This window comes from Streptomyces sp. NPDC030798, from assembly GCF_055572275.1.
Genome location: NZ_JBVIDR010000013.1, coordinates 74,970 through 95,086 on the forward strand (window position 1 = coordinate 74,970; position 20,117 = coordinate 95,086).

Consider the following 20,117-nt stretch of genomic DNA (forward strand, 5'->3'; position numbering starts at 1 on the left):
GCACCGGATTGGGCCGAGAGCGAAAGGTCCAGTATCCTGGCTCTTCGGTCGCGTGTGCGCTGGTCGCTGACTGCGTGGACGCCCGCGATCGCCGCTGCCCCGACACCGACGGGTGGCGTCCCCACGAGTTCGAAGACCGAAAGCAGGAATGGCCTCCAACGCCCGCCTCGACCACCGCAACCCCCTCGTGTTCGACACGCACGAGCTGGGTCGGCGGCCCGGTGCGCTGCAGCGCCTGACCCGCACGGTCGACGCTCCGGCAGACCTCGGAATCCAGGGGGTCGTCGGAGTGCCGGAAGGCGCCCCGGTGGAGCTCGAACTCCGACTCGAGTCGGTCATGGAAGGTGTGCTCGTCACAGGCACCGCCCGTGCACAGGCCGAGGGGGAGTGCGTAAGGTGTCTGGAGCCGGTCGGGCTGGAGCTCGAAGCGGACTTCCAGGAACTGTTCTCGTACCCTGACGCCGACGACCGGGGCCGCGTGATCGCGGAACCGGGCGACGACGCCGAGGACGACGAGGACAGGTTCTTCCTCGAGGACGGACTGTTCGACCTCGAACCTCTGCTGCGCGATGCGGTGGTGCTCGCACTGCCGATGCAGCCGGTGTGCCGGGAAGACTGCCCGGGCCTGTGCTCCGAGTGCGGAGCGAGGCTCGCGGACGACCCGGACCACCACCACGACGCCGTCGACATCCGTTGGGCGGCTTTGCAGGGACTCGCCGGCACCATGCAGGACGGCGAGAAGGACGAGATGAGCGGCGACGGGCCAGGATCAGCGCGCGCCGCCGAGAAGCAGGAGAAGTAGCCGTGGCTGTTCCGAAGCGGAAGATGTCGCGCAGCAACACGCGCCACCGCCGGTCGCAGTGGAAGGCTGCGGTCCCCACCCTGGTTGCGTGCGAGCGCTGCCACGAGCCCAAGCAGCAGCACATCGCGTGCCCGTCTTGCGGCACCTACAACAAGCGCCAGGTCCTCGAAGTCTGAGCGGGCTGGTGAGAGGCACTGTGTCCACGGCGAAGAAGAACTCTCCCCGCGCAAGCGAGGGTGGCCCGGCGGACAACCAGGCCTCGTCCCACACGCTTCTGGAAGGGCGGCTCGGCTACCAGGTCGAGTCCGCCCTTCTGGTGCGTGCGCTGACCCACCGTTCCTACGCGTACGAGAACGGCGGTCTGCCGACGAACGAGCGGCTGGAGTTCCTCGGGGACTCCGTCCTCGGCCTCGTCGTCACGGACACGCTGTACCGCACCCACCCCGACCTGCCCGAGGGCCAGCTGGCCAAGCTGCGGGCCGCGGTGGTCAACTCGCGTGCGCTGGCGGAAGTCGGGCGTGGCCTCGACCTGGGCGCCTTCATCCGGCTCGGCCGCGGTGAAGAGGGCACGGGCGGCCGGGACAAGGCGTCCATCCTCGCCGACACCCTGGAAGCGGTGATCGGTGCGGTCTATCTCGACCGGGGCCTCGACGCGGCGTCCGAGCTGGTGCACCGGCTCTTCGACCCGCTGATCGAGAAGTCCTCGAACCTCGGAGCCGGCCTGGACTGGAAGACCAGCCTCCAGGAGCTCACCGCGCTCGAGGGGCTCGGCGTGCCCGAGTACCTCGTCACGGAGACCGGCCCCGACCACGAGAAGACCTTCACTGCTGCCGCCCGCGTCGGAGGCGTCTCGTACGGCACCGGCACCGGCCGCAGCAAGAAGGAGGCGGAGCAGCAGGCCGCCGAGTCCGCCTGGCGGTCCATCCGGGCCGCGGCGGACGAGCGCGCCAAGGCGGCCAAGGAGATCGCCGCCCAGGACGGCGACCCGTCGTCCGCCCCCGCCTGACGAGAGCAGCACCGAGCGCCCGCCCCGCCGTTTCCCGCCGGGGTGGGCGCTCGCCTTCATCCCACGGTCCGTACGGGGGTCCCGATGCCCGAGTTGCCCGAGGTCGAGGTCGTCCGGCGCGGCCTGGAACGGTGGGTCGCCCACCGCACCGCCGCCGACGTCGAGGTGCTGCACCCGCGCGCCGTGCGCCGGCACATCGCGGGCGCCGACGACTTCACGCACCGCCTCAAGGGCCACCACATCGGTACGGCCCGCCGGCGCGGCAAGTACCTGTGGCTGCCGCTGGAGGAGACCAACCAGTCCGTCCTCGCCCACCTCGGGATGAGCGGCCAGCTGCTGGTGCAGCCGCAGGAGACGCCGGACGAGAAGCACCTGCGCATCCGCGTCCGGTTCGCCGACTCCCTCGGCACCGAGCTGCGCTTTGTGGACCAGCGCACCTTCGGCGGTCTCTCGCTGCACGACAACACCCCCGAGGGGCTGCCCGACGTCATCGCGCACATCGCCCGCGATCCCCTCGACCCGCTGTTCGACGACGAGGCGTTCCACCTCGCCCTGCGCCGCAAGCGGACCACCATCAAACGGGCGCTGCTGGACCAGTCACTGATCAGCGGGGTCGGCAACATCTACGCGGACGAGGCCCTGTGGCGCGCCCGCGTCCACTACGAGCGGCCCACGTCCGGCTTCACCCGCCCGCGCACCGCCGAACTCCTCGGCCACGTCCGGGACGTGATGAACGCGGCCCTCGCCGTCGGCGGCACCAGCTTCGACAGCCTGTACGTCAACGTCAACGGCGAGTCGGGCTACTTCGACCGCTCCCTCGACGCGTACGGCCGCGAGGGCCTGCCCTGCAAGCGGTGCGCCACCCCCATGCGCCGCCGCCCCTGGATGAACAGGTCCAGCTACTTCTGCCCCAAGTGCCAGCGCCCACCGCGGGCCTGAGCCGCGGAATGCCCTACGAGGGTTGCCGGGAGTCGTACGCCTCGCGGGCCGCGAGGATGTCGTCCATCGCTCCCTCGACGCAGTGGATGAGGGCCAGCAGCCGCTCGGCCACCTGGCGGCCCAGCTCGGTCAGCCGGTAGTCCACCCGGGGCGGGTTGGTCGGCTGCGCCTCGCGGTGCACCAGTCCGTCGCGCTCCAGCGCGTGCAGCGTCTGGGACAGCATCTTCTCGCTCACCCCGTCCACACGGCGGCGCAGCTCGTTGAAGCGCAGCGAGCCCTCGTACAGCGCGCCGAGCGTCAGCCCGCCCCAGCGGCCCGTGACGTGCTCCAGCGTGACGCGCGACGGGCAGGCCTTGGCGAACACGTTGTACGCCAGATCGTCCTCGGCGATGAGCTGCGGGGTGCTGTCCATGGCACAAGCCTACGCCGAGGCAGCGCTAACCACCAGGTTGCACTAACCGGAAGTTAGTGCTTTCCTTTCGACATTGTTAGTGAGCTGCCCTTCGAGGAGTTTTCATGACCAGCCCTGTCGTCTCCATCGCCTACCACTCGGGTTACGGCCACACCGCCGTGCTCGCCGAGGCCGTCCGCGCCGGTGCCGTGGAGGCGGGTGCCGAGGTGCACCTGATCAAGGTCGACGAGATCACCGACGAGCAGTGGGAGACGCTGGACCGCTCCGACGCGATCGTCTTCGGCTCGCCCACCTACATGGGCACCGCGTCCGGCGCCTTCCACGTCTTCGCCGAGGCGTCCTCCAAGCGCTGGTTCGGCCAGGACTGGAAGGACAAGCTGGCGGCCGGCTTCACCAATTCCGGCTCCAAGAGCGGCGACAAGCTGCACACCCTGCAGTTCTTCCAGATCCTCGCCGGCCAGCACGGCATGCACTGGGTCAACCTCGGCCTGCACCCGGGCTGGAACAACAGCGAGGGCTCCGAGCACGACCTCAACCGCCTCGGCGTCTTCGCCGGCGCCGCCGCCCAGACCAACGTCGACGAGGGCCCGGACGCCGTCCACAAGGCCGACATCGCCACCGCCGAGCACCTGGGCCGCCGGGTGACCGAGACCGCGAAGGTCTTCACCCGGGGACGCGCGGCGGCGTAGCCGGAAGCGCGGCCGGTGGCGCAGCGCCGGGTCTGTGACCCGCGACCCGGCGATCGGCCACGCCGCGGCCGCGACCGGGCGGCCGGATCACTTCGCCGGGATGCCGGTCTTCCGCTCGGTGACCGCGCGGAACAGCACGGCGAGCGTATGCAGCTGCTGCTGTCGTGCCTGCTCGGCCCTGCGCCGCGCGCGTCGCGCGTCGGTGATGTGGATCCCTGTGCCGCCGACGCCGGCGATGAGCCACAGTGAGGCGTGGACGAAGGCGTGCTGGTGCACGCGGTCGATGCCGATGGCGCAGGCGCCGAGGAAGGTCAAACGCTCCGACCATCGGCGGATCGCGCCAGCGTTCCGCCCGAACCACCCTCCCGGCGTGGCGTCAGGGCCGCTCAACTCCCCACCTCGTTCGCTGGTTCTCGGACTGCCGACGGCGCCGGGCTCGGTCAGTAGCCGAAGAAGTGAAAGGCAGGGTATCTGACCTGTGACCAAGTAATCGATCAACGCTGCGACCTGCGGCTTGGCTGTCGGTGGTTGTCAGCGTTGGTCGTCGTTGAGCGCCCCGCACGGTCCAGAGACGGCCCGGAGCCCGGGCATCGAGCGGGCCGTCTCGGCAGAGTGTCGGTGCCGCGTGAGAGTCTCGCGGCCATGAGCTACGACTTGGCTGTCTGGGAAGGCGAGAGACCGGCGGACGACAAGACCGCTGGCCGGGTCTTCGAAGACCTCTACTCGCGCTACATCGACTCGGATACCGACCACCCGCCGACCGAACGCATCGCGGCCTACGTCGCCGGGCTCCTTGAGCGCTGGTGCGACTTGACCGAGGACGAGGATGACACCTCCCCCTGGTCGACCGGACCCTTGATCGGTGAGGCCAGCGGCCCACTGATCTACTTTCCGATGCGCTACAGCATGGCCGAGGAAGCCTCCACCTTCGCAGCGTCCCTGGCGCAGTCCATGGGGCTGGTCTGCTTCGACCCCCAATACGACAAGCTCAGGCCCTGAGACGGGCGGTGGAGGCGTGCGGTCGCGGAGTCTCAACGACCCGGTCAAGCGCCGCTGCCCGGGTCCTGGAGCACCTTGGAAGATCGCGTATGCGGATGTGCTGTGCCCTGGCGAGGCGCTGACCTGAGCGTTTCCGGACCGCTTGCCGTGACTCCCCGCTGTTCCTGGTGTGGTGCCCCTTCATCGGGCACGCAGGGGGCACGTCTAGCTCCTGTGGATCGAGGCACGAGGCACGAGGTCTGAGCCGGATCGCTGAGGTCGTCGGTCAGGGCCACTTCGACGCCGCCGCTGAGCCGCGCGGTGTAGCTGTACATGAAGCTGCACAGGCATGCCACGGCGGTGCCCAGGAGGACCTCCAGTGCGATGACCACGGTGGCGATGAGCAGCGAAGCCGACGGCTGGCTTTGTTCATGAGAACAGACAGCAGATGTTCACCACTTCGGGAGGCACCGCTGTCCGGCGCTGTTCGATTGGTACTGGCACCCTGTCAGTCCGCTAGAGGAGGCCGGTACGTATGTGCTGCGTGAGGTTGTCGGTGATCTCGCGTAGCCACGGGGTGCGGACGGCCGGCAGCCGGGCCAGAGTTCGTTGGAAGACCTCCCAGTCGATCCGGAACACGTCATGGACACTCGGCGTGGGCGGGTCGTCGCGAAGGAGGCCGTCGGGTATTGGCCCCGATGCGGGGACGGGCAGCTGCGGCTCGGGGAAGACCAGCCCGAGCCACACCCCGAACGGCAACGGGACCAAGTACGCCGGAGTGGCCGGGGTCCATGCCTTCCCGGTCTGCGGGTGGGACGGCACGAGGAGGATGTCCGCGTCAGCGTTGCGGGCCGGCTGTCCCGGTCCGGCCAGGACGGCGCGTCGCCTCGGCCCGCCCGCCGGCAGCAGGGTGTCGAGGGCGCGTTGGAACATCTGTGCGGTCAGGCCGTCCGGAACGGTTACCGCCTGGCCGTCGGAGGCCACCAGGAGGTGGGCGAGCGCCTGCCCGGCTGCCGCCACCCACTGGGGGCTCCAGTGCCACCGGTCGCTCGCCCGGAACGGCTCTCCCCACGAGGCGATCGGCTCGGACGGGGGCACGCCATCCCCCTCCGCGAGCAGGTCCGCCCATGACAACAGCCCGGCGTCGGCGCCTTCGACGGGAAGGCGGCGCACGGCGTTCGGGACGAGCCACACGGCCTGCCAGAGCGAGCAGTCGTCGATCCTGCTCGCCACGGGAAGACCGCACGCCGCGCAGGCCATGTTGGGGCCGTCACCCCCGTCGAAGCCGCAGCAAGCGCCGCCGCGCTTCTCCGGGATCAGCACAGTGCCGTGGGTGTCTCCTGGTGCGATGACGACCGCGCCGGGCGCGCCGTCGGACAGGGCGTGGACCGGCGCGTAGATGCCGCGGGCAGCCGCTTCGTCCGGATCGATCTCCTCCCACCTTCGCCACGGCGGCCCCCAGGGCTCCAGCTCCACGGCGAACGTCCCCGATTCCATGAGCACCGGGAGCTGAAGCCCGTTGCCGTACTTCTGACGTGCGTGGACCGGCAGGGCGACCTGGGACAACGGCGGGGTCAACTCGGCGTCACACCGCACACACACGAAAACGAACAAACGTCCTCCGCTCGGGAAACAGGGGCATCGTCGCAGCTCCGTGGCGGACCGGCCACGTGTTTTCCATTCGCTGTGGGGCCGAAGCACAGCCATGACGCCGAGCATCACCGTTCGAATCCTCGGCGGGCTCTGATGCCTCCCGAAGCGGTGGACATCTGCTGCCCCTTCTCGTGGACAAAGCCAGTCGGCGTCGGCCACGTACCCGGGGCCACGATGGCCAGGATCGCCGACGTGGCGAGCACGGCGCCGAGGACGCACACCCCTGGGCTCCCCAGAAGAGGAAGGTCATCACCGTGATCGACCAGGGCTAAGCGCAGCAGGACTCCAGGCACGGCTCGTAAGCCGACGCCGAGAATCGCATCCCACACCTGGACGGCACCGACGGCGCCAGGCGTGTGACAGCGCACACCCGACGATGACGGTGGGTGAGCGGGAGTGCGCTGACCTCAGCATCCGCCACGACGCACCTGTAGTCGGCGACGGCGCCCCCTCCATCCCGGTGCCGGCCGATCCCCCCCCGCCGGAGGCGCTGTTCTGACCGTCTCGTAGCGGTGATCGACTCATGGCCACCGGCCCTACCCGCATGTGGGCGCGCGTCGGCGTAGCGCGGGCGGAGCGGGCCGGAGGCAGGAGCGGCGCCCGCAGCGGAGCCGGGAGCGCGCCCGGCGGAGCGGAGCGCAGCCGGGGCTTGATCGGAACCGCTTCAACGACCGCGTATGGCGGCCGGCACTTCGGGCGGCAGGCGTCGAAACTGGGCGGGACAACGGTATGCACGCGCTGCGGCACTTCTACGCCTCGGTGCTGCTGGACGCGGGGGAGAGCATCAAGGCTCTCAGTGAGTACCTGGGCCACCATGACCCCGGCTTCACGCTGCGGACGTACACACACCTAATGCCGTCGAGCGGGACCCGGACCCGGGCCGCCGTGGATCGCGTCTTCATGGACGAGGAACCCACGGATGACGGCCCGGGCACGGCCCAGGAGGGTGCTTAGCGGTCTGACCTGCGGCTTTCTCAGTAGCCGAAGTCCTGCGTCCACCAGGGGCCGCCCGGGCCGAAGTGGACGCCGACGCCGACCGTCTTGAAGTCGCAGTTCAGGATGTTGGCGCGGTGGCCGGGGCTGTTCATCCAGGCCTGCATCACGGCCGCCGCGTCCGCCTGGCCGCGGGCTATGTTCTCGCCGCCGAGGCCGGTGATGCCCGCCTTCGCGGCCCGGTCCCAGGGGGTCGCGCCGTCCGGGTCGGTGTGGTCGAAGAAGCCCCGCGCCGCCATGTCGTCGCTGAAGGTCTCGGCCAGCCCGGTCAGCGAGGAGTTCGCCGCCAGCGCGCTGCACCCGACCTTCGCCCGCTCCTCGTTGACGAGCCTCAGCACCTCCGCCTCGGCGGCGGCCCGCACGGACACCGTCACGGGTGCGGAGGACGCCGCCGGTGCCCTGGACGCCGTACGCGACGGGGCGGTCGAGGGCTCGGCGGCGGGGGCGGGCTTCGTCGGCGGACTCGTCGCCGGCTTCTTCGCCGGGCTCTTCGCCGGGGCCTTCGTCGGGGTCGGGGAGGCCGAGGTGGACGGCGTGGCCGACCGGGACGCGGAGGCGGACGGGGCCGGGGCGGCCGGTGCGGCCGGGCGCCGGGGTGCCTGGCCCGTTGCGCCGCCGCCGCTCCGGCTGTCCGCGCTGCCCGAGGTGCCGCCCTGCTCGGCGGCGGTGTTGCTGGGGGAGGCCGCCGCCTGTGGCCGGTCGCCGCCGGTGGTGTGCGTGCTGCCGCCGAGCTGGTAGTTCTCCAGGCCGGGCACCACACCCGTGGCCACAGCCGCCGTACCGAGGGCGACCGCCGCCGAGACACCGAGCAGGCCGGTGCGCACCGGCTTCGCGACCCTCCTGCGGCGCCGGTGGCCGTCGGACGGGGACGGGCCGCCGTCCGGGGTGAAACCGCCGCCGGCGGCCGTGGCGCGCACGTCGTCGACCGCGTACAGATAAGCCGTGCTCCTGGCGTTGGCCTCGGCGTACGCCTCGGGGTTCAGGTACGGCGCGATGCCCATGGGCGCGCGGTCACGCGTGTAGGGAGCTCTCGTGAACGAGTCCAGCGGGGTCTCGCCGCCCGTGCCCGAGCGGTGTGTGTGCGTGCCCCCCGTGGCGCGGCCCGTGGCGGCGCGGCCGGCGTCCGAGCGTCGGTGGCGTCCCATGTCCTTGCCTTCTTCCTCGTCCTCGCGATCGACCCGTGCGCGACCGGTGCGTGACCAGGCGCTTCGGTGGTGAGCGACTCCCTCTGGCCGACCCGGACCACTCGATCGAGTGAGTTTCATATGAGATGTATTGGGTCCGGACGGTACCCCATGGCGCCGAGGGGGGCTGTGTTCCGGGCGACATCGGCCGGTTAGGTTGCACCCATGAGCGAGGATGTGCGACTGGTCGCCTGGGTGCGTGGACGCGTCCAGGGTGTGGGTTTCCGCTGGTTCACGCGGGCCAAGGCGCTGGAGATCGGCGGCCTGAGTGGTTTTGCTCTCAATCTGGGCGACGGCCGTGTCCAGGTGGTCGCGGAAGGGGCGCGCGAGGGCTGCGAGGGACTGCTCACCTGGCTGCAGGGCGGCGACACGCCCGGCCAGGTGGCCGGAGTCACCGAGATCTGGGACACACCTCGCGGCGGTTACGACGGCTTCGCCATCCGCTGAGTCGTTTCTCCGGAGGTCCGCCGGGCCCCGGGCGGCACCCCGCCCCAAACCCCCGCCCGGAGCGAAAACCGGCAGGTGGTTGCCAAGAAGAGCCCGGCATGGCAGGCTCCGCTGGTACAGCTGATCGCCACGCCCTGAGGGCCCCGCAGGAGACGCAGCGCCGCCGCCCGACGGCCGCGCGCCCCGGGTTTGCCCCCCAATACAGGGCGTGATCGTGTTGACCGTCAAACTTTTTGGTGAGACGCTGAAAGCCCCGCGCACCTTAGCTGTTTGGCATGAAGAGAACGGCAGAGCAACACTCGAGTGTGTCAAGCACCGCGGGTGCGAATCCCTCACGACCCACACCGCATCGGTCGGTCACTCAGTGTGGAGGACCATCCATCATGGCAAAGGCGCTTCTCGGTTACGTCGGCGGCTCCGACCCTCGACTCCTCGCCGAGATGCGACGGCTGCAGCAGCGCGTACAGGACCTGGAGTCCGAGCTCGTACGGATCCAGGCGGAGAACGAAGCGCTGACGGCTGCCGCCTCTCAGGACAGGATCATGGAGAGCATCGACGCACACCAGGCGGAGCCTGCGCTCACCTGATCGCTGCATCGCTCCACGACAGCAGTCGCAGTGGTTGGGCTGCCCGTATCAACCGCTCATGTTGGTCAGACGACCGCAACCCGGCCGTCAGAGTTGCAAGGGACGCTCCGGCGTCCCTTCTTTCTTTCCCCCGCGCATCCTTTCAGCCTCTTCAACGTTTGATGTGCCCTGGATGTTCAACGGCGAAACCGTGGGGTTGCGAGTGTCCGTGGAGTGAGATAACGGCGGAAGGTAGAGTTCAGCGGCGTGCACCTCAAGGCCCTGACCCTCCGCGGGTTCAAGTCGTTCGCCTCGGCGACCACGCTCCGGTTCGAACCCGGGATCACGTGCGTCGTCGGACCGAACGGGTCGGGCAAGTCCAACGTCGTGGACGCGCTCAGCTGGGTCATGGGCGAACAGGGCGCCAAGTCGCTGCGCGGCGGCAAGATGGAGGACGTCATCTTCGCCGGCACCACCGGCCGCCCGCCGCTGGGCCGCGCCGAGGTGTCCCTGACCATCGACAACTCCGACGGGGCGCTGCCCATCGAGTACGCCGAGGTCACCATCACGCGGATCATGTTCCGCAACGGCGGCAGCGAGTACCAGATCAACGGCGACACCTGCCGCCTGCTGGACATCCAGGAACTCCTCTCCGACTCCGGCATCGGCCGCGAGATGCACGTCATCGTCGGCCAGGGCCAGCTCGACTCCGTGCTGCACGCCGATCCGATGGGCCGGCGCGCCTTCATCGAAGAGGCCGCGGGCGTTCTCAAGCACCGCAAGCGCAAGGAGAAGGCGCTCAGGAAGCTGGACGCGATGCAGGCCAACCTCGCGCGCGTGCAGGACCTGACGGACGAGCTGCGGCGCCAGCTGAAGCCGCTCGGCCGGCAGGCGGCGGTGGCGCGCCGGGCCGCGGTCATCCAGGCGGATCTGCGCGACGCCAGGCTGCGGCTGCTCGCCGACGACCTCGTACGCCTGCGCGAGGCGCTGAAGGCCGAGATCGCCGACGAGGCGGCCCTGAAGGAGCGCAAGGAGGCCGCCGAGCAGGAGCTGAGGAAGGCGCTCCAGCGGGAGGCCCTGCTGGAGGACGAGGTACGGCAGCTCGCGCCGCGCCTGCAGCGCGCCCAGCAGACCTGGTACGAGCTGTCCCAGCTCGCCGAGCGGGTGCGCGGCACCATCTCGCTGGCCGACGCGCGCGTGAAGAGCGCGACCTCGGCGCCGCCGGAGGAGCGGCGCGGCCGGGACCCCGAGGACATGGAGCGCGAGGCCGCCCGCATCCGTGAGCAGGAGGCCGAGCTGGAGGCGGCCCTGGAGGCCGCCCAGCGGGCCCTCGACGACACGGTCGCGCACCGCGCCGAACTGGAGCGCGAGCTGGCGGTCGAGGAACGCCGGCTCAAGGACGTCGCCCGGGCCATCGCCGACCGCCGTGAGGGCCTCGCGCGCCTGAGCGGGCAGGTCAACGCGGCCCGCTCCCGTGCGGCCTCCGCGCAGGCGGAGATCGACCGGCTGGCCGCCGCCCGCGACGAGGCGCAGGAACGCGCCGTCCGGGCACAGGAGGAGTACGAGGCGCTGAAGGCCGAGGTCGACGGTCTCGACGCGGACGACGTCGACCTCGGCGAGCAGCACGAGGCGGCGAAGCGGCAGCTCGCGGAGGCCGAGTCCGCGCTGAGCGCGGCCCGCGAGGCGGCCACCACCGCCGAACGCAGGCGCGCCGCCACCCAGGCCCGCCACGAGGCCCTGGCCCTGGGCCTGAGGCGCAAGGACGGCACCGGCCTGCTCTTGGACGCCCGCGACCGCCTCACCGGCATCCTCGGCCCCGCCGCGGAACTTCTGACGGTCACCCCGGGCCACGAGACCGCTCTTGCCGCGGCCTTCGGCGCGGCAGCGGACGCCGTCGCGGTCACCACCCCGGCCTCGGCGGCCGACGCCATCAGACTCCTCCGCAAACAGGACGCAGGCCGGGCAACCCTCCTCCTGACGGCAACGGATGAGCCCACCGGCCCGGCCGGTTCCCCCGGCGGGGGAACCGGGCCGGCGGGCGGGGCCGCCCCCGCGGACCCCTCGGGTGCTGCCCGCGGCGCTCGCCCCGGTGACGTACCCACCTCGGCGCCCGCGCCCTTCGCCGCCGACCTCGTCAGTGGGCCTGCCGAGCTCATGCCTGCGGTGCGCCGGCTGTTGCGGGGGATTGTCGTCGTCGGGACTCTCGAGGACGCCGAGGATCTGGTCGGTGCGCAGCCGGAGCTCACCGCCGTGACCGCCGAGGGTGATCTGCTCGGGGCGTACTTCGCGCACGGCGGGTCGGCCGGGGTGCCCAGCCTGCTGGAGGTGCAGGCCTCCGTGGACGAGGCCGCCGCCGAGCTGGAGGAGCTGGGCGGGCGGTGTGCCGAGCTGGCCGAGGCGCAGCAGGCGGCGGGGGAGCGACGGGTGCGGGCGGCCGCCCTGGTGGAGGAGCTGGGCGAGCGGCGCCGGGCCGCCGACCGGGAGAAGTCGGCCGTGGCCCAGCAGCTCGGGCGGCTGGCCGGGCAGGCGCGCGGTGCCGCCGGCGAGGCCGAGCGGTCCGCCGCCGCGGCGGCACGTGCCCAGGAGGCACTGGAGAAGGCCGTACAGGAGGCCGAGGAGCTGGCCGAGCGGCTGGCCGTCGCCGAGGAGGTGCCGGGGGAGGAGGAGCCGGACACCTCCGTGCGCGACCGGCTCGCCGCCGACGGCGCCAACGCCCGGCAGACCGAGATGGAGGCCCGGCTGCAGGCCCGTACCCATGAGGAACGCGTCAAGGCCCTGGCCGGCCGCGCCGACTCCCTCGACCGGGCCGCCCGCGCCGAGCGCGAGGCACGCGCGCGTGCCGAGCAGCGCCGCGCCCGCCTGCGCCACGAGGCCGCCGTCGCCGGGGCGGTCGCCTCCGGCGCCCGCCAGCTGCTCGCGCACGTCGAGGTGTCCCTCGGCCGGGCCGAGCGCGAGCGGGCCGCCGCCGAGGCCGCGAAGGCCGCCCGCGAACAGGACCTGACCGCCGCCCGCAGCGCAGGACGCGAACTCAAGTCCGAGCTGGACAAGTTGACGGATTCAGTTCACCGGGGCGAGGTACTCGGCGCCGAGAAGCGGCTGCGGATCGAGCAGCTGGAGACCAAGGCGCTGGAGGAACTGGGTGTCGAACCGGCGGGGCTGGTGTCGGAGTACGGGCCGCACCAGCCCGTGCCGCCCTCGCCCCCCGCCGAGGGCGAGACGCTGCCCGAGGATCCGGAGCACCCGCGCAACCAGCCCCGCCCCTTCGTCCGGGCCGAGCAGGAGAAGCGGCTGAAGGCCGCCGAGCGGGCGTACCAGCAGCTGGGCAAGGTCAACCCGCTGGCCCTGGAGGAGTTCGCGGCGCTGGAGGAGCGGCACAAGTTCCTCAGCGAGCAACTGGAGGACCTGAAGAAGACCCGCGCCGACCTCCTGCAGGTGGTGAAGGAGGTGGACGAGCGGGTCGAGCAGGTCTTCACGGAGGCCTATCGCGACACGGCCCGCGAGTTCGAGGGCGTCTTCGGCCGGCTCTTCCCGGGCGGCGAGGGACGCCTGATCCTGACCGACCCCGACAACATGCTCACCACGGGCGTGGACGTCGAGGCCCGGCCGCCGGGCAAGAAGGTCAAGCGGCTCTCCCTGCTCTCCGGCGGCGAGCGGTCGCTGACCGCGGTGGCCCTGCTGGTGTCGATCTTCAAGGCCCGCCCGAGCCCGTTCTACGTGATGGACGAGGTCGAGGCCGCCCTCGACGACACCAACCTGCAGCGGCTGATCCGGATCATGCAGGAGCTGCAGGAGAGTTCGCAGCTGATCGTGATCACGCACCAGAAGCGCACGATGGAGGTCGCCGACGCGCTCTACGGCGTCTCCATGCAGGGCGACGGCGTGTCCAAGGTCATCTCCCAGCGCCTGCGCTGAGACATTCTCCACCCCACCTCGAGACCACCTGACTCTGTGTTCACAACTTGAACACAGAGGTCTTTGGCTTTCCGCAAAATTCACAGCTGCTGAAGTATTGACTTCGATACTTGAAGGCATAGTCTCTGCAACGTTGCTTTTACCTTCAGGTCTCACCTGCAAGGGCTCGCCCCCCACGCGGCAGCGTTGCCGCGGCCCGAGGAGATACACGTGACCAGCACAGCGCAGGCACACCAGTCAGGAGCAAGGACGGCTCACCCCGAACATCTCGGGCATGTCATCTTCATCGCGGCGGCCGCCGCCATGGGCGGCTTCCTCTTCGGCTACGACAGCTCCGTGATCAACGGCGCCGTGGAGGCCATCCGCGACCGCTACGACATCGGTTCCGCCGCCCTCGCCCAGGTCATCGCCGTCGCCCTGATCGGCTGCGCCATCGGCGCCGCGACCGCCGGCCGCATAGCCGACCGCATCGGCCGCATCCGGTGCATGCAGATCGCCGCCGTCCTGTTCACGATCAGCGCCGTCGGCTCCGCGCTGCCCTTCGCGCTGTGGGACCTCGCCTTCTGGCGCGTCGTCGGCGGCTTCGCCATCGGCATGGCCTCCGTCATCGGCCCCGCCTACATCGCCGAGGTCGCCCCGCCCGCCTACCGCGGCCGCCTCGGCTCCTTCCAGCAGGCCGCGATCGTCGTCGGCATCGCCATCTCCCAGCTGGTCAACTGGGGCCTGCTGAACGCCGCCGGCGGCGACCAGCGCGGCACGCTCATGGGCCTGGAGGCCTGGCAGGTCATGCTCGGCGTCATGGTGATCCCGGCCGTCCTCTACGGCCTGCTCTCCTTCGCCATCCCGGAGTCCCCCCGCTTCCTGATCTCCGTCGGCAAGCGCGACCGCGCCCGCCAGATCCTCGCCGAGGTCGAGGGCGACCGCACCGACCTCGACGCCCGCGTGCGCGAGATCGAGACCGCCATGAAGCGCGAGGAGAAGTCCAGCTTCCGCGACCTGCTCGGCGGCGGCTTCTTCTTCAAGCCGATCGTCTGGATCGGCATCGGCCTGTCGGTCTTCCAGCAGTTCGTCGGCATCAACGTCGCGTTCTACTACTCCTCGACGCTGTGGCAGTCGGTCGGCGTCGACCCGACGGACTCGTTCTTCTACTCCTTCACGACGTCGATCATCAACATCGTCGGCACCGTCATCGCGATGATCTTCGTGGACCGCATCGGCCGCAAGCCGCTCGCCCTCATCGGCTCCGTCGGCATGGCCGTCGGCCTCGCGCTGGAGGCCTGGGCGTTCTCCTACGACCTGGTCGGCGGCAAGCTCCCCGCCACGCAGGGCTGGATCGCCCTGATCGCCGCCCACGTGTTCGTGCTCTTCTTCGCCCTGTCCTGGGGTGTGGTCGTCTGGGTCATGCTCGGCGAGATGTTCCCGAACAGGATCCGTGCCGCCGCCCTGGGCGTGGCCGCGGCCGCGCAGTGGATCGCCAACTGGGCCATCACCGCGAGCTTCCCGTCGCTGGCCGACTGGAACCTCTCCGGCACCTACGTCATCTACACGGTCTTCGCCGCGCTCTCCATCCCGTTCGTCCTCCGGTTCGTCAAGGAGACGAAGGGCAAGGCGCTGGAGGAGATGGGCTGACCGGCCCCGTCGCACTCGAGGAGACGGGCCAAGTCCCCGCTGCCCCTCTCCTCGTACCCGCCGCCGCCCCCGCCCGGCCACTGCCCGGGCCGGGGGCGGCGGTCTGCATCCCCCGGCTCATCCAGGCGCGGGGCTCCTGCCCGTGCCGCCCGGCTCATCCGCTCAGCCGCGGCAGCACCCGCTCGGCGAACAGCCGCAGACTCCGCCACCCCTCCTCCACCGGCATTCCGCCCGCCAGCGGATGCAGCACCAGACTGTCCAGGCCCTGGTCCGCGCACTGCTCCGGTGTGAGGATCCGGTAGACGCCCTCCGCGCGCAGGTCCTCGACCGTGGTGGCCGCCGAGCGCACCGCCGAGCGGATGTCCCCTGACTGCCACGAGGCGTACGTCCGGGCCTCGTGCAGGAAGTGCTCGCCGTACCACGCCCACGCCCGGTCCGGATCCTCGGCGACATGCAGCAGCGGGGTCTCGGCGGCCGGCATCATCGTCCACCCCTCGGTGCCGTACTCGGCGAGCCGCTCCTTGTAGTACGCCTCCAGCTCCGGCAGATGCGCGCTCGGGAAGAACGGCAGGCCGAGCCGGGCGGCCCGCCGCGCCGCCGCCTTCGAGGAGCCGCCGACCAGCAGCAGCGGATGCGGATCGCTGTACGGGCGCGGGGTGAGCCGTACCGTACGGCCCCGGTGGCTGAACTCCTCGCCGCTCCACGCCTTCAGCAGCGTCTCCAGCACCTCGTCCTGCAGCCGGCCCCGGCGCTTCCAGTCCACGCCGAACAGGGCGTACTCCTCGGGCCGGTACCCGATCCCGGCCACCGTCACCAGCCGGCCGCCGCTGAGCAGGTCCAGTACGGCGATGTCCTCGGCCAGCCGCAGCGGATCGTGCAGGGGGCCGATGGCCGCCGACACCGTGACCGCGATGCTCCGGGTCGCCCCGAACACCGCGCCGGCGAAGGCGAACGGCGACGGCAGCCAGTTGTCGGCGGCGCCGTGGTGCTCCTCGGTCTGCACGGTGGTGATGCCGTGCTCGTCGGCGTACGCGGCCATCTCCAGGGCGGCCCGGTAGCGGGCGGAGAGCTCGGCGGGACCGGCGCCGGGCGCGACGAGGTTGAACCGCACGACCGTGACGGGCATGGGAAGTCCCCCTCCGGTACGACTCGGTGGAGGGGGGACGGTAGCTGACGGTACGTCAGATGGCCATGGGTGCGGCGTATGTCGGAGGGCAGGGGCCGACGCGGCGGGCGCGGCTCAGGCGGCTGCGGTCGCGCGCTCCTCCGCGCGCTCGGCGGCCGGCTCCGGCCGCACCACCGCCGGCTTCGGCAGCACCGCGTACAACGCGCCGGAGACCACGATCGTCGCCACCCAGCCGAGCCCGTACTCGCCGACGACGTTGTTCTTCGCCAGCGGCCCCGTGAACCAGTCCGACGTGGTGAACATCAGCCCCGACACCAGCCCGGCCGCCCACGCGGCCACCGCCGCCGGGGAGAAGCCGGCCCGGTACCAGTAGGCGCTGGACCGCGAGGTGTCGGCCAGGGCCGCCCCGTCGTACTCCGTGCGGCGCAGCATGTCGGCGCCGAACACGCCGACCCAGGCGGAGAAGGCCACGGCGAGCAGGGACAGGAAGGCGATGAAGGAGCCCAGGAAGCTCGTCGCCACCAGCATCAGCACACCGCCGAGGACGAGCGAGATCACCGCGTTGACCGAGACCGCCCAGTGGCGCGGCACCTGGAAGCCGAGCGTCTGCGCGGTGAAGCCGGCCGAGTACATCGACATCGAGTTGATCAGCAGCATGCCGATCAGCGCGATCAGCAGATACGGCACCGCGATCCAGGTGGGGAGGATCTCGCCGAGGAAGGAGACCGGGTCGGAGGCCGAGGCCAGGTCCGGAGTGGACACCGCCATCACCGCCCCCATGAGGACCATCGGCAGGACGACGATCCCGGCGCCGCCCACCGTCGTGCCCACGATGGCCCTCGACGACGCCGTACGCGGCAGATAACGGGTGAAGTCCGGCGCCGACGGGATCCAGCTGACCCCGCCCGCCGCGATCATCCCGACACCGGTGATCACCGCGGCCGTGGAGCCGGCGCCGTGGGCCGTCACCCTGCCCCAGTCGGTGTGCACGGCGAGGTAAAGCAGGACGAGCACGGAGAAGGCGCCGAACAGGTAGGTCGCGTACTTGTTGCACTTCTGTACGGCGTGGATGCCGAGCCCCGAGATCGCGAACGTCGAGACGACGAAGACCAGCAGCACGACCATGTCCAGCACGCCGCTGCCCTTGATGCCGAGGACGATGTCCAGGATGGTCAGCATCGCGTAGGCGCCCGTGACGGCGTTGATCGTCTCCCAGCCCCAGCGCGCGACCCAGATCAGCGCGCCCGGCAGCAGATTGCCGCGCTGCCCGAACACCGCGCGCGACAGCGCCATGCCGGGTGCGCCGCCCCGCTTGCCGGCGATGCCGATCAGCCCGACGAGGCCGTACGACACGAGGGGCGCGGCGACCGCGACGACGAGCGCCTGCCAGATGTCCAGGTGGTACGCCACCACCAGGCTGGCGCCCATGGTGAGCAGCAGCACGCTGATGTTGGCGCCGACCCAGGTCGGGAACAGCTCGCGGGTTCTGGCCGTGCGCTCCTGGTCGGGTACCTGCTCGATGCCACGGGTTTCGAGAGTGCCTTCGGCCTCGGCCGGCGTGCTCGTGGCCGGCGTGCTCGGGGCCGCCTTGCTCAGGGCTGTCCTGCTCATGAAGGAGAGTGCCTCGGGGTGGGGGACGGGACGTCGGACTCTACGCGCGTCGACGGAGCCATCTCCATCGTACTTTGATCCGACTTCTTCCCTTCAGTGGCATTTGTCTCTCGGAGGAAGGTACAAACCGAGCCTTGGCGCACCCATGGCCGATACTGGACGCGTTATGGAAACCGTCATCCTTGCTGTAGTCATCGCCGTGGTCGTGCTCGCCGCGCTCGGCGGGCTGATCGTGGGCACCCGGCGCCGGAAGCCGCTGCCCCCGCCGCCCCCCAGGACGCCCGACATCACCGCGCCCCCGGCCGAGCCGCACGTCGGCGACGAGGCCGAGACGCCGCGCGACGAACCGCGCCGGACGATCGAGGAGGTGGATCTCCCGGGCGGCCCGCCGGTCGTCGTCGAGGAGCCTCCCGTGGTCGAGGCTCCCGCGATCGAGATCCCGGAGCCCACCGCAGGGAGGCTGGTCCGGCTGCGCGCCCGCCTGTCCCGCTCGCAGAACGCCCTCGGCCAGGGCCTGCTCACGCTGCTCTCGCGCGAGCACCTGGACGACGACACCTGGGAGGAGATCGAGGACACGCTGCTCACCGCCGACGTCGGCGTGCAGCCCACTCAGGAGCTGGTCGAACGGCTGCGCGAGCGCGTGAAGGTGCTCGGCACCCGCACCCCCGAGGAGCTGCGCGGCCTGCTGCGCGAGGAGCTGCTCAAGCTGATCGGCACCGACGTCGACCGCACGGTGAAGACCGAGCCGGCGGATCGCAAGCCCGGCATCGTGATGGTCGTCGGCGTCAACGGCACCGGCAAGACCACCACCACCGGCAAGCTCGCCCGGGTGCTGGTGGCCGACGGCCGCACGGTCGTCCTCGGCGCCGCCGACACCTTCCGAGCCGCCGCCGCCGACCAGCTCCAGACCTGGGGCGAGCGGGTAGGCGCCTACACCGTGCGCGGTCCCGAGGCCGGCGACCCCGCCTCCGTCGCCTTCGACGCGGTCAAGGAGGGCAAGGAGATGGGGGTCGACGTGGTCCTCATCGACACCGCCGGGCGGCTGCACACCAAGACCGGGCTCATGGACGAGCTGGGCAAGGTCAAGCGGGTCGTGGAGAAGCACGCGCCGCTCGACGAGGTGCTGCTGGTCCTGGACGCCACCACCGGCCAGAACGGCCTGGTGCAGGCGCGGGTCTTCGCCGAGGTCGTGGACATCAGCGGCATCGTGCTGACCAAGCTGGACGGCACGGCCAAGGGCGGCATCGTGATCGCGGTCCAGCGCGAACTGGGCGTGCCGGTCAAGCTGGTCGGGCTCGGCGAGGGCGCGGACGACCTGGCGCCGTTCGAACCGGAGGCGTTCGTGGACGCCCTCATCGGTGAGTGACCGGTAACCGACACCAGCGGCTGCCGGAAGCGCCCGCCCCCCGACACGCGGTGGGGGACGGGCGCTTCGCCTTTCGCCAGGGCTCCTGGGAGGTCAGGCCCGCGCTCCCGACCGGTGCGCCACGTACGCGAGCGTGCCCAGCAGCAGCCGGGCCGCCGGAGGCCGGGTCGCCGAGTCCAGGGCCGGCGGGCGCAGCCAGCGCACCGGCCCGAGGCCGCCCCGGTCGGAGGGCGGGGCGGTGATGTACGTTCCCGGGCCGAGACCGCGCAGGTCCAGGGCGGAGGGGTCGTCCCAGCCCATGCGGTAGAGCAGCCGGGGGAGGTCGGCGGCGGCGCCGGGGGCGACGAAGAAGTGGGCGCGGCCGTCGGGGGTCGCGGCGACCGGGCCGAGGGGCAGGCCCATGCGCTCGAGGCGGACCAGGGCATGACGCCCGGCGGGCTCGGCGACCTCGAGGACGTCGAACGCACCGCCGACCGGCAGCATCACGGACGCCCCCGGGAACTCCGCCCAGGCCCTGGTCACCTCGTCGAGCGTGGCCCCGGCCGGCACCCGGGGAGCGAAGCCGAGCGGGTGGGCACCCGGCGCCGGGCAGCCGGCGCGCCCGCAGGAGCAGGCGCCCGCCGCGGCCCGGGCGCCCGGCACCACGTCCCAGCCCCACAGGCCGGTGAACTCGGCGACGGCGGTGCACTCCGACGAGCGGCCGCGCCGCCGCGTGCCGGTGCGGATCTCGCGAATGCCGCCGATCGTGAAGCCCATGCCCCCTCCAACGGGTCCTGCGCGCCGGTGGTTACGCCGCGGAACGAG

The 20,117-nt window shown here is 71.4% G+C and carries 19 protein-coding genes and 1 pseudogene; 12 read left to right on the forward strand and 8 right to left on the reverse strand.

Annotated elements, in window-relative coordinates; translation table 11 throughout:
- Positions 1–148 precede the first annotated feature (148 nt).
- The 4 genes from ACZ404_RS27505 to mutM all read left to right on the forward strand — a co-directional run bounded on the left by ACZ404_RS27505 (position 149) and on the right by mutM (position 2,747).
- Complete coding sequence (locus ACZ404_RS27505; protein ID WP_468444375.1) at positions 149–802, forward strand: YceD family protein; 654 nt, start codon at positions 149–151, stop codon at positions 800–802.
- Positions 803–804: 2 nt separating this feature from the next.
- Positions 805–978, forward strand: coding sequence for a 50S ribosomal protein L32 (rpmF, locus tag ACZ404_RS27510; RefSeq protein WP_003951102.1), 174 nt, complete (start codon positions 805–807; stop codon positions 976–978).
- A gap of 8 nt (positions 979–986) precedes the next feature.
- Positions 987–1,808, forward strand: coding sequence for a ribonuclease III (gene rnc, locus ACZ404_RS27515; RefSeq protein ID WP_468444377.1), 822 nt, complete (start codon positions 987–989; stop codon positions 1,806–1,808).
- Positions 1,809–1,892: 84 nt separating this feature from the next.
- Entirely contained in the window at positions 1,893–2,747 is an 855-nt protein-coding gene (mutM, locus tag ACZ404_RS27520) for a bifunctional DNA-formamidopyrimidine glycosylase/DNA-(apurinic or apyrimidinic site) lyase (protein ID WP_468444379.1), read from the forward strand.
- Positions 2,748–2,760: 13 nt separating this feature from the next.
- Here mutM and ACZ404_RS27525 read toward each other — a convergent pair whose 3' ends face one another.
- Entirely contained in the window at positions 2,761–3,159 is a 399-nt protein-coding gene (locus ACZ404_RS27525; RefSeq protein ID WP_468444381.1) for a winged helix-turn-helix transcriptional regulator, read from the reverse strand.
- Between the two features lie 104 nt (positions 3,160–3,263).
- On the opposite strand from ACZ404_RS27525, the gene ACZ404_RS27530 reads away from it, so the two are divergent.
- On the forward strand, positions 3,264–3,848 hold the full coding sequence (locus ACZ404_RS27530; protein ID WP_468444383.1) for a flavodoxin family protein: 585 nt from the start codon (positions 3,264–3,266) through the stop codon (positions 3,846–3,848).
- An 87-nt stretch (positions 3,849–3,935) separates the two neighbouring features.
- Here ACZ404_RS27530 and ACZ404_RS27535 read toward each other — a convergent pair whose 3' ends face one another.
- Positions 3,936–4,163: a hypothetical protein gene (locus tag ACZ404_RS27535; protein ID WP_468444385.1), complete on the reverse strand. Its 228-nt coding sequence runs from the start codon at positions 4,161–4,163 to the stop codon at positions 3,936–3,938.
- A gap of 327 nt (positions 4,164–4,490) precedes the next feature.
- On the opposite strand from ACZ404_RS27535, the gene ACZ404_RS27540 reads away from it, so the two are divergent.
- A complete protein-coding gene (locus ACZ404_RS27540) occupies positions 4,491–4,847 on the forward strand; it encodes a hypothetical protein (protein WP_468444387.1) in 357 nt (118 codons plus the stop codon).
- Between the two features lie 44 nt (positions 4,848–4,891).
- Here the strand turns inward: ACZ404_RS27540 and ACZ404_RS27545 are convergent, their stop codons facing one another.
- Positions 4,892–5,233, reverse strand: a complete 342-nt coding sequence (locus ACZ404_RS27545; protein ID WP_468444645.1) for a DUF3566 domain-containing protein — start codon at positions 5,231–5,233, stop codon at positions 4,892–4,894.
- A gap of 109 nt (positions 5,234–5,342) precedes the next feature.
- Complete coding sequence (locus ACZ404_RS27550) at positions 5,343–6,440, reverse strand: hypothetical protein (protein ID WP_468444389.1); 1,098 nt, start codon at positions 6,438–6,440, stop codon at positions 5,343–5,345.
- Positions 6,441–7,127: 687 nt separating this feature from the next.
- Between ACZ404_RS27550 and ACZ404_RS27555 the strand changes: the two are divergent.
- Positions 7,128–7,433 (forward strand): annotated as a pseudogene (locus ACZ404_RS27555) (tyrosine-type recombinase/integrase); the annotation flags it as partial.
- A gap of 20 nt (positions 7,434–7,453) precedes the next feature.
- Here the strand turns inward: ACZ404_RS27555 and ACZ404_RS27560 are convergent.
- Positions 7,454–8,617 carry a CAP domain-containing protein gene (locus ACZ404_RS27560; protein ID WP_468444391.1) on the reverse strand — a complete coding sequence of 388 codons (1,164 nt, stop codon included), beginning with the start codon at positions 8,615–8,617 and terminating at the stop codon, positions 7,454–7,456.
- A 204-nt stretch (positions 8,618–8,821) separates the two neighbouring features.
- Here ACZ404_RS27560 and ACZ404_RS27565 point away from each other — a divergent pair, with 204 nt between their 5' ends.
- From ACZ404_RS27565 to ACZ404_RS27580, 4 genes are all read left to right on the forward strand, one after another.
- Positions 8,822–9,103, forward strand: coding sequence for an acylphosphatase (locus tag ACZ404_RS27565; RefSeq protein WP_468444393.1), 282 nt, complete (start codon positions 8,822–8,824; stop codon positions 9,101–9,103).
- A 383-nt stretch (positions 9,104–9,486) separates the two neighbouring features.
- Positions 9,487–9,690, forward strand: a complete 204-nt coding sequence (locus ACZ404_RS27570) for a hypothetical protein (protein WP_014675251.1) — start codon at positions 9,487–9,489, stop codon at positions 9,688–9,690.
- Between the two features lie 246 nt (positions 9,691–9,936).
- Positions 9,937–13,581 carry an AAA family ATPase gene (locus ACZ404_RS27575; RefSeq protein ID WP_468444395.1) on the forward strand — a complete coding sequence of 1,215 codons (3,645 nt, stop codon included), beginning with the start codon at positions 9,937–9,939 and terminating at the stop codon, positions 13,579–13,581.
- Between the two features lie 210 nt (positions 13,582–13,791).
- Entirely contained in the window at positions 13,792–15,210 is a 1,419-nt protein-coding gene (locus ACZ404_RS27580) for a sugar porter family MFS transporter (RefSeq protein ID WP_468444396.1), read from the forward strand.
- A gap of 154 nt (positions 15,211–15,364) precedes the next feature.
- Here ACZ404_RS27580 and ACZ404_RS27585 read toward each other — a convergent pair whose 3' ends face one another.
- Complete coding sequence (locus ACZ404_RS27585) at positions 15,365–16,336, reverse strand: LLM class flavin-dependent oxidoreductase (RefSeq protein ID WP_468444398.1); 972 nt, start codon at positions 16,334–16,336, stop codon at positions 15,365–15,367.
- Between the two features lie 114 nt (positions 16,337–16,450).
- Positions 16,451–17,947: a cytosine permease gene (locus ACZ404_RS27590; protein ID WP_468444400.1), complete on the reverse strand. Its 1,497-nt coding sequence runs from the start codon at positions 17,945–17,947 to the stop codon at positions 16,451–16,453.
- 166 nt (positions 17,948–18,113) lie between these two features.
- On the opposite strand from ACZ404_RS27590, the gene ftsY reads away from it, so the two are divergent.
- Complete coding sequence (gene ftsY, locus ACZ404_RS27595) at positions 18,114–19,313, forward strand: signal recognition particle-docking protein FtsY (RefSeq protein ID WP_468444402.1); 1,200 nt, start codon at positions 18,114–18,116, stop codon at positions 19,311–19,313.
- Between the two features lie 93 nt (positions 19,314–19,406).
- Here the strand turns inward: ftsY and ACZ404_RS27600 are convergent, their stop codons facing one another.
- Positions 19,407–20,069 (reverse strand): bifunctional DNA primase/polymerase, encoded by a 663-nt coding sequence (locus tag ACZ404_RS27600; RefSeq protein ID WP_468444404.1) that lies wholly within the window; start codon positions 20,067–20,069, stop codon positions 19,407–19,409.
- Positions 20,070–20,117: the final 48 nt, after the last annotated feature.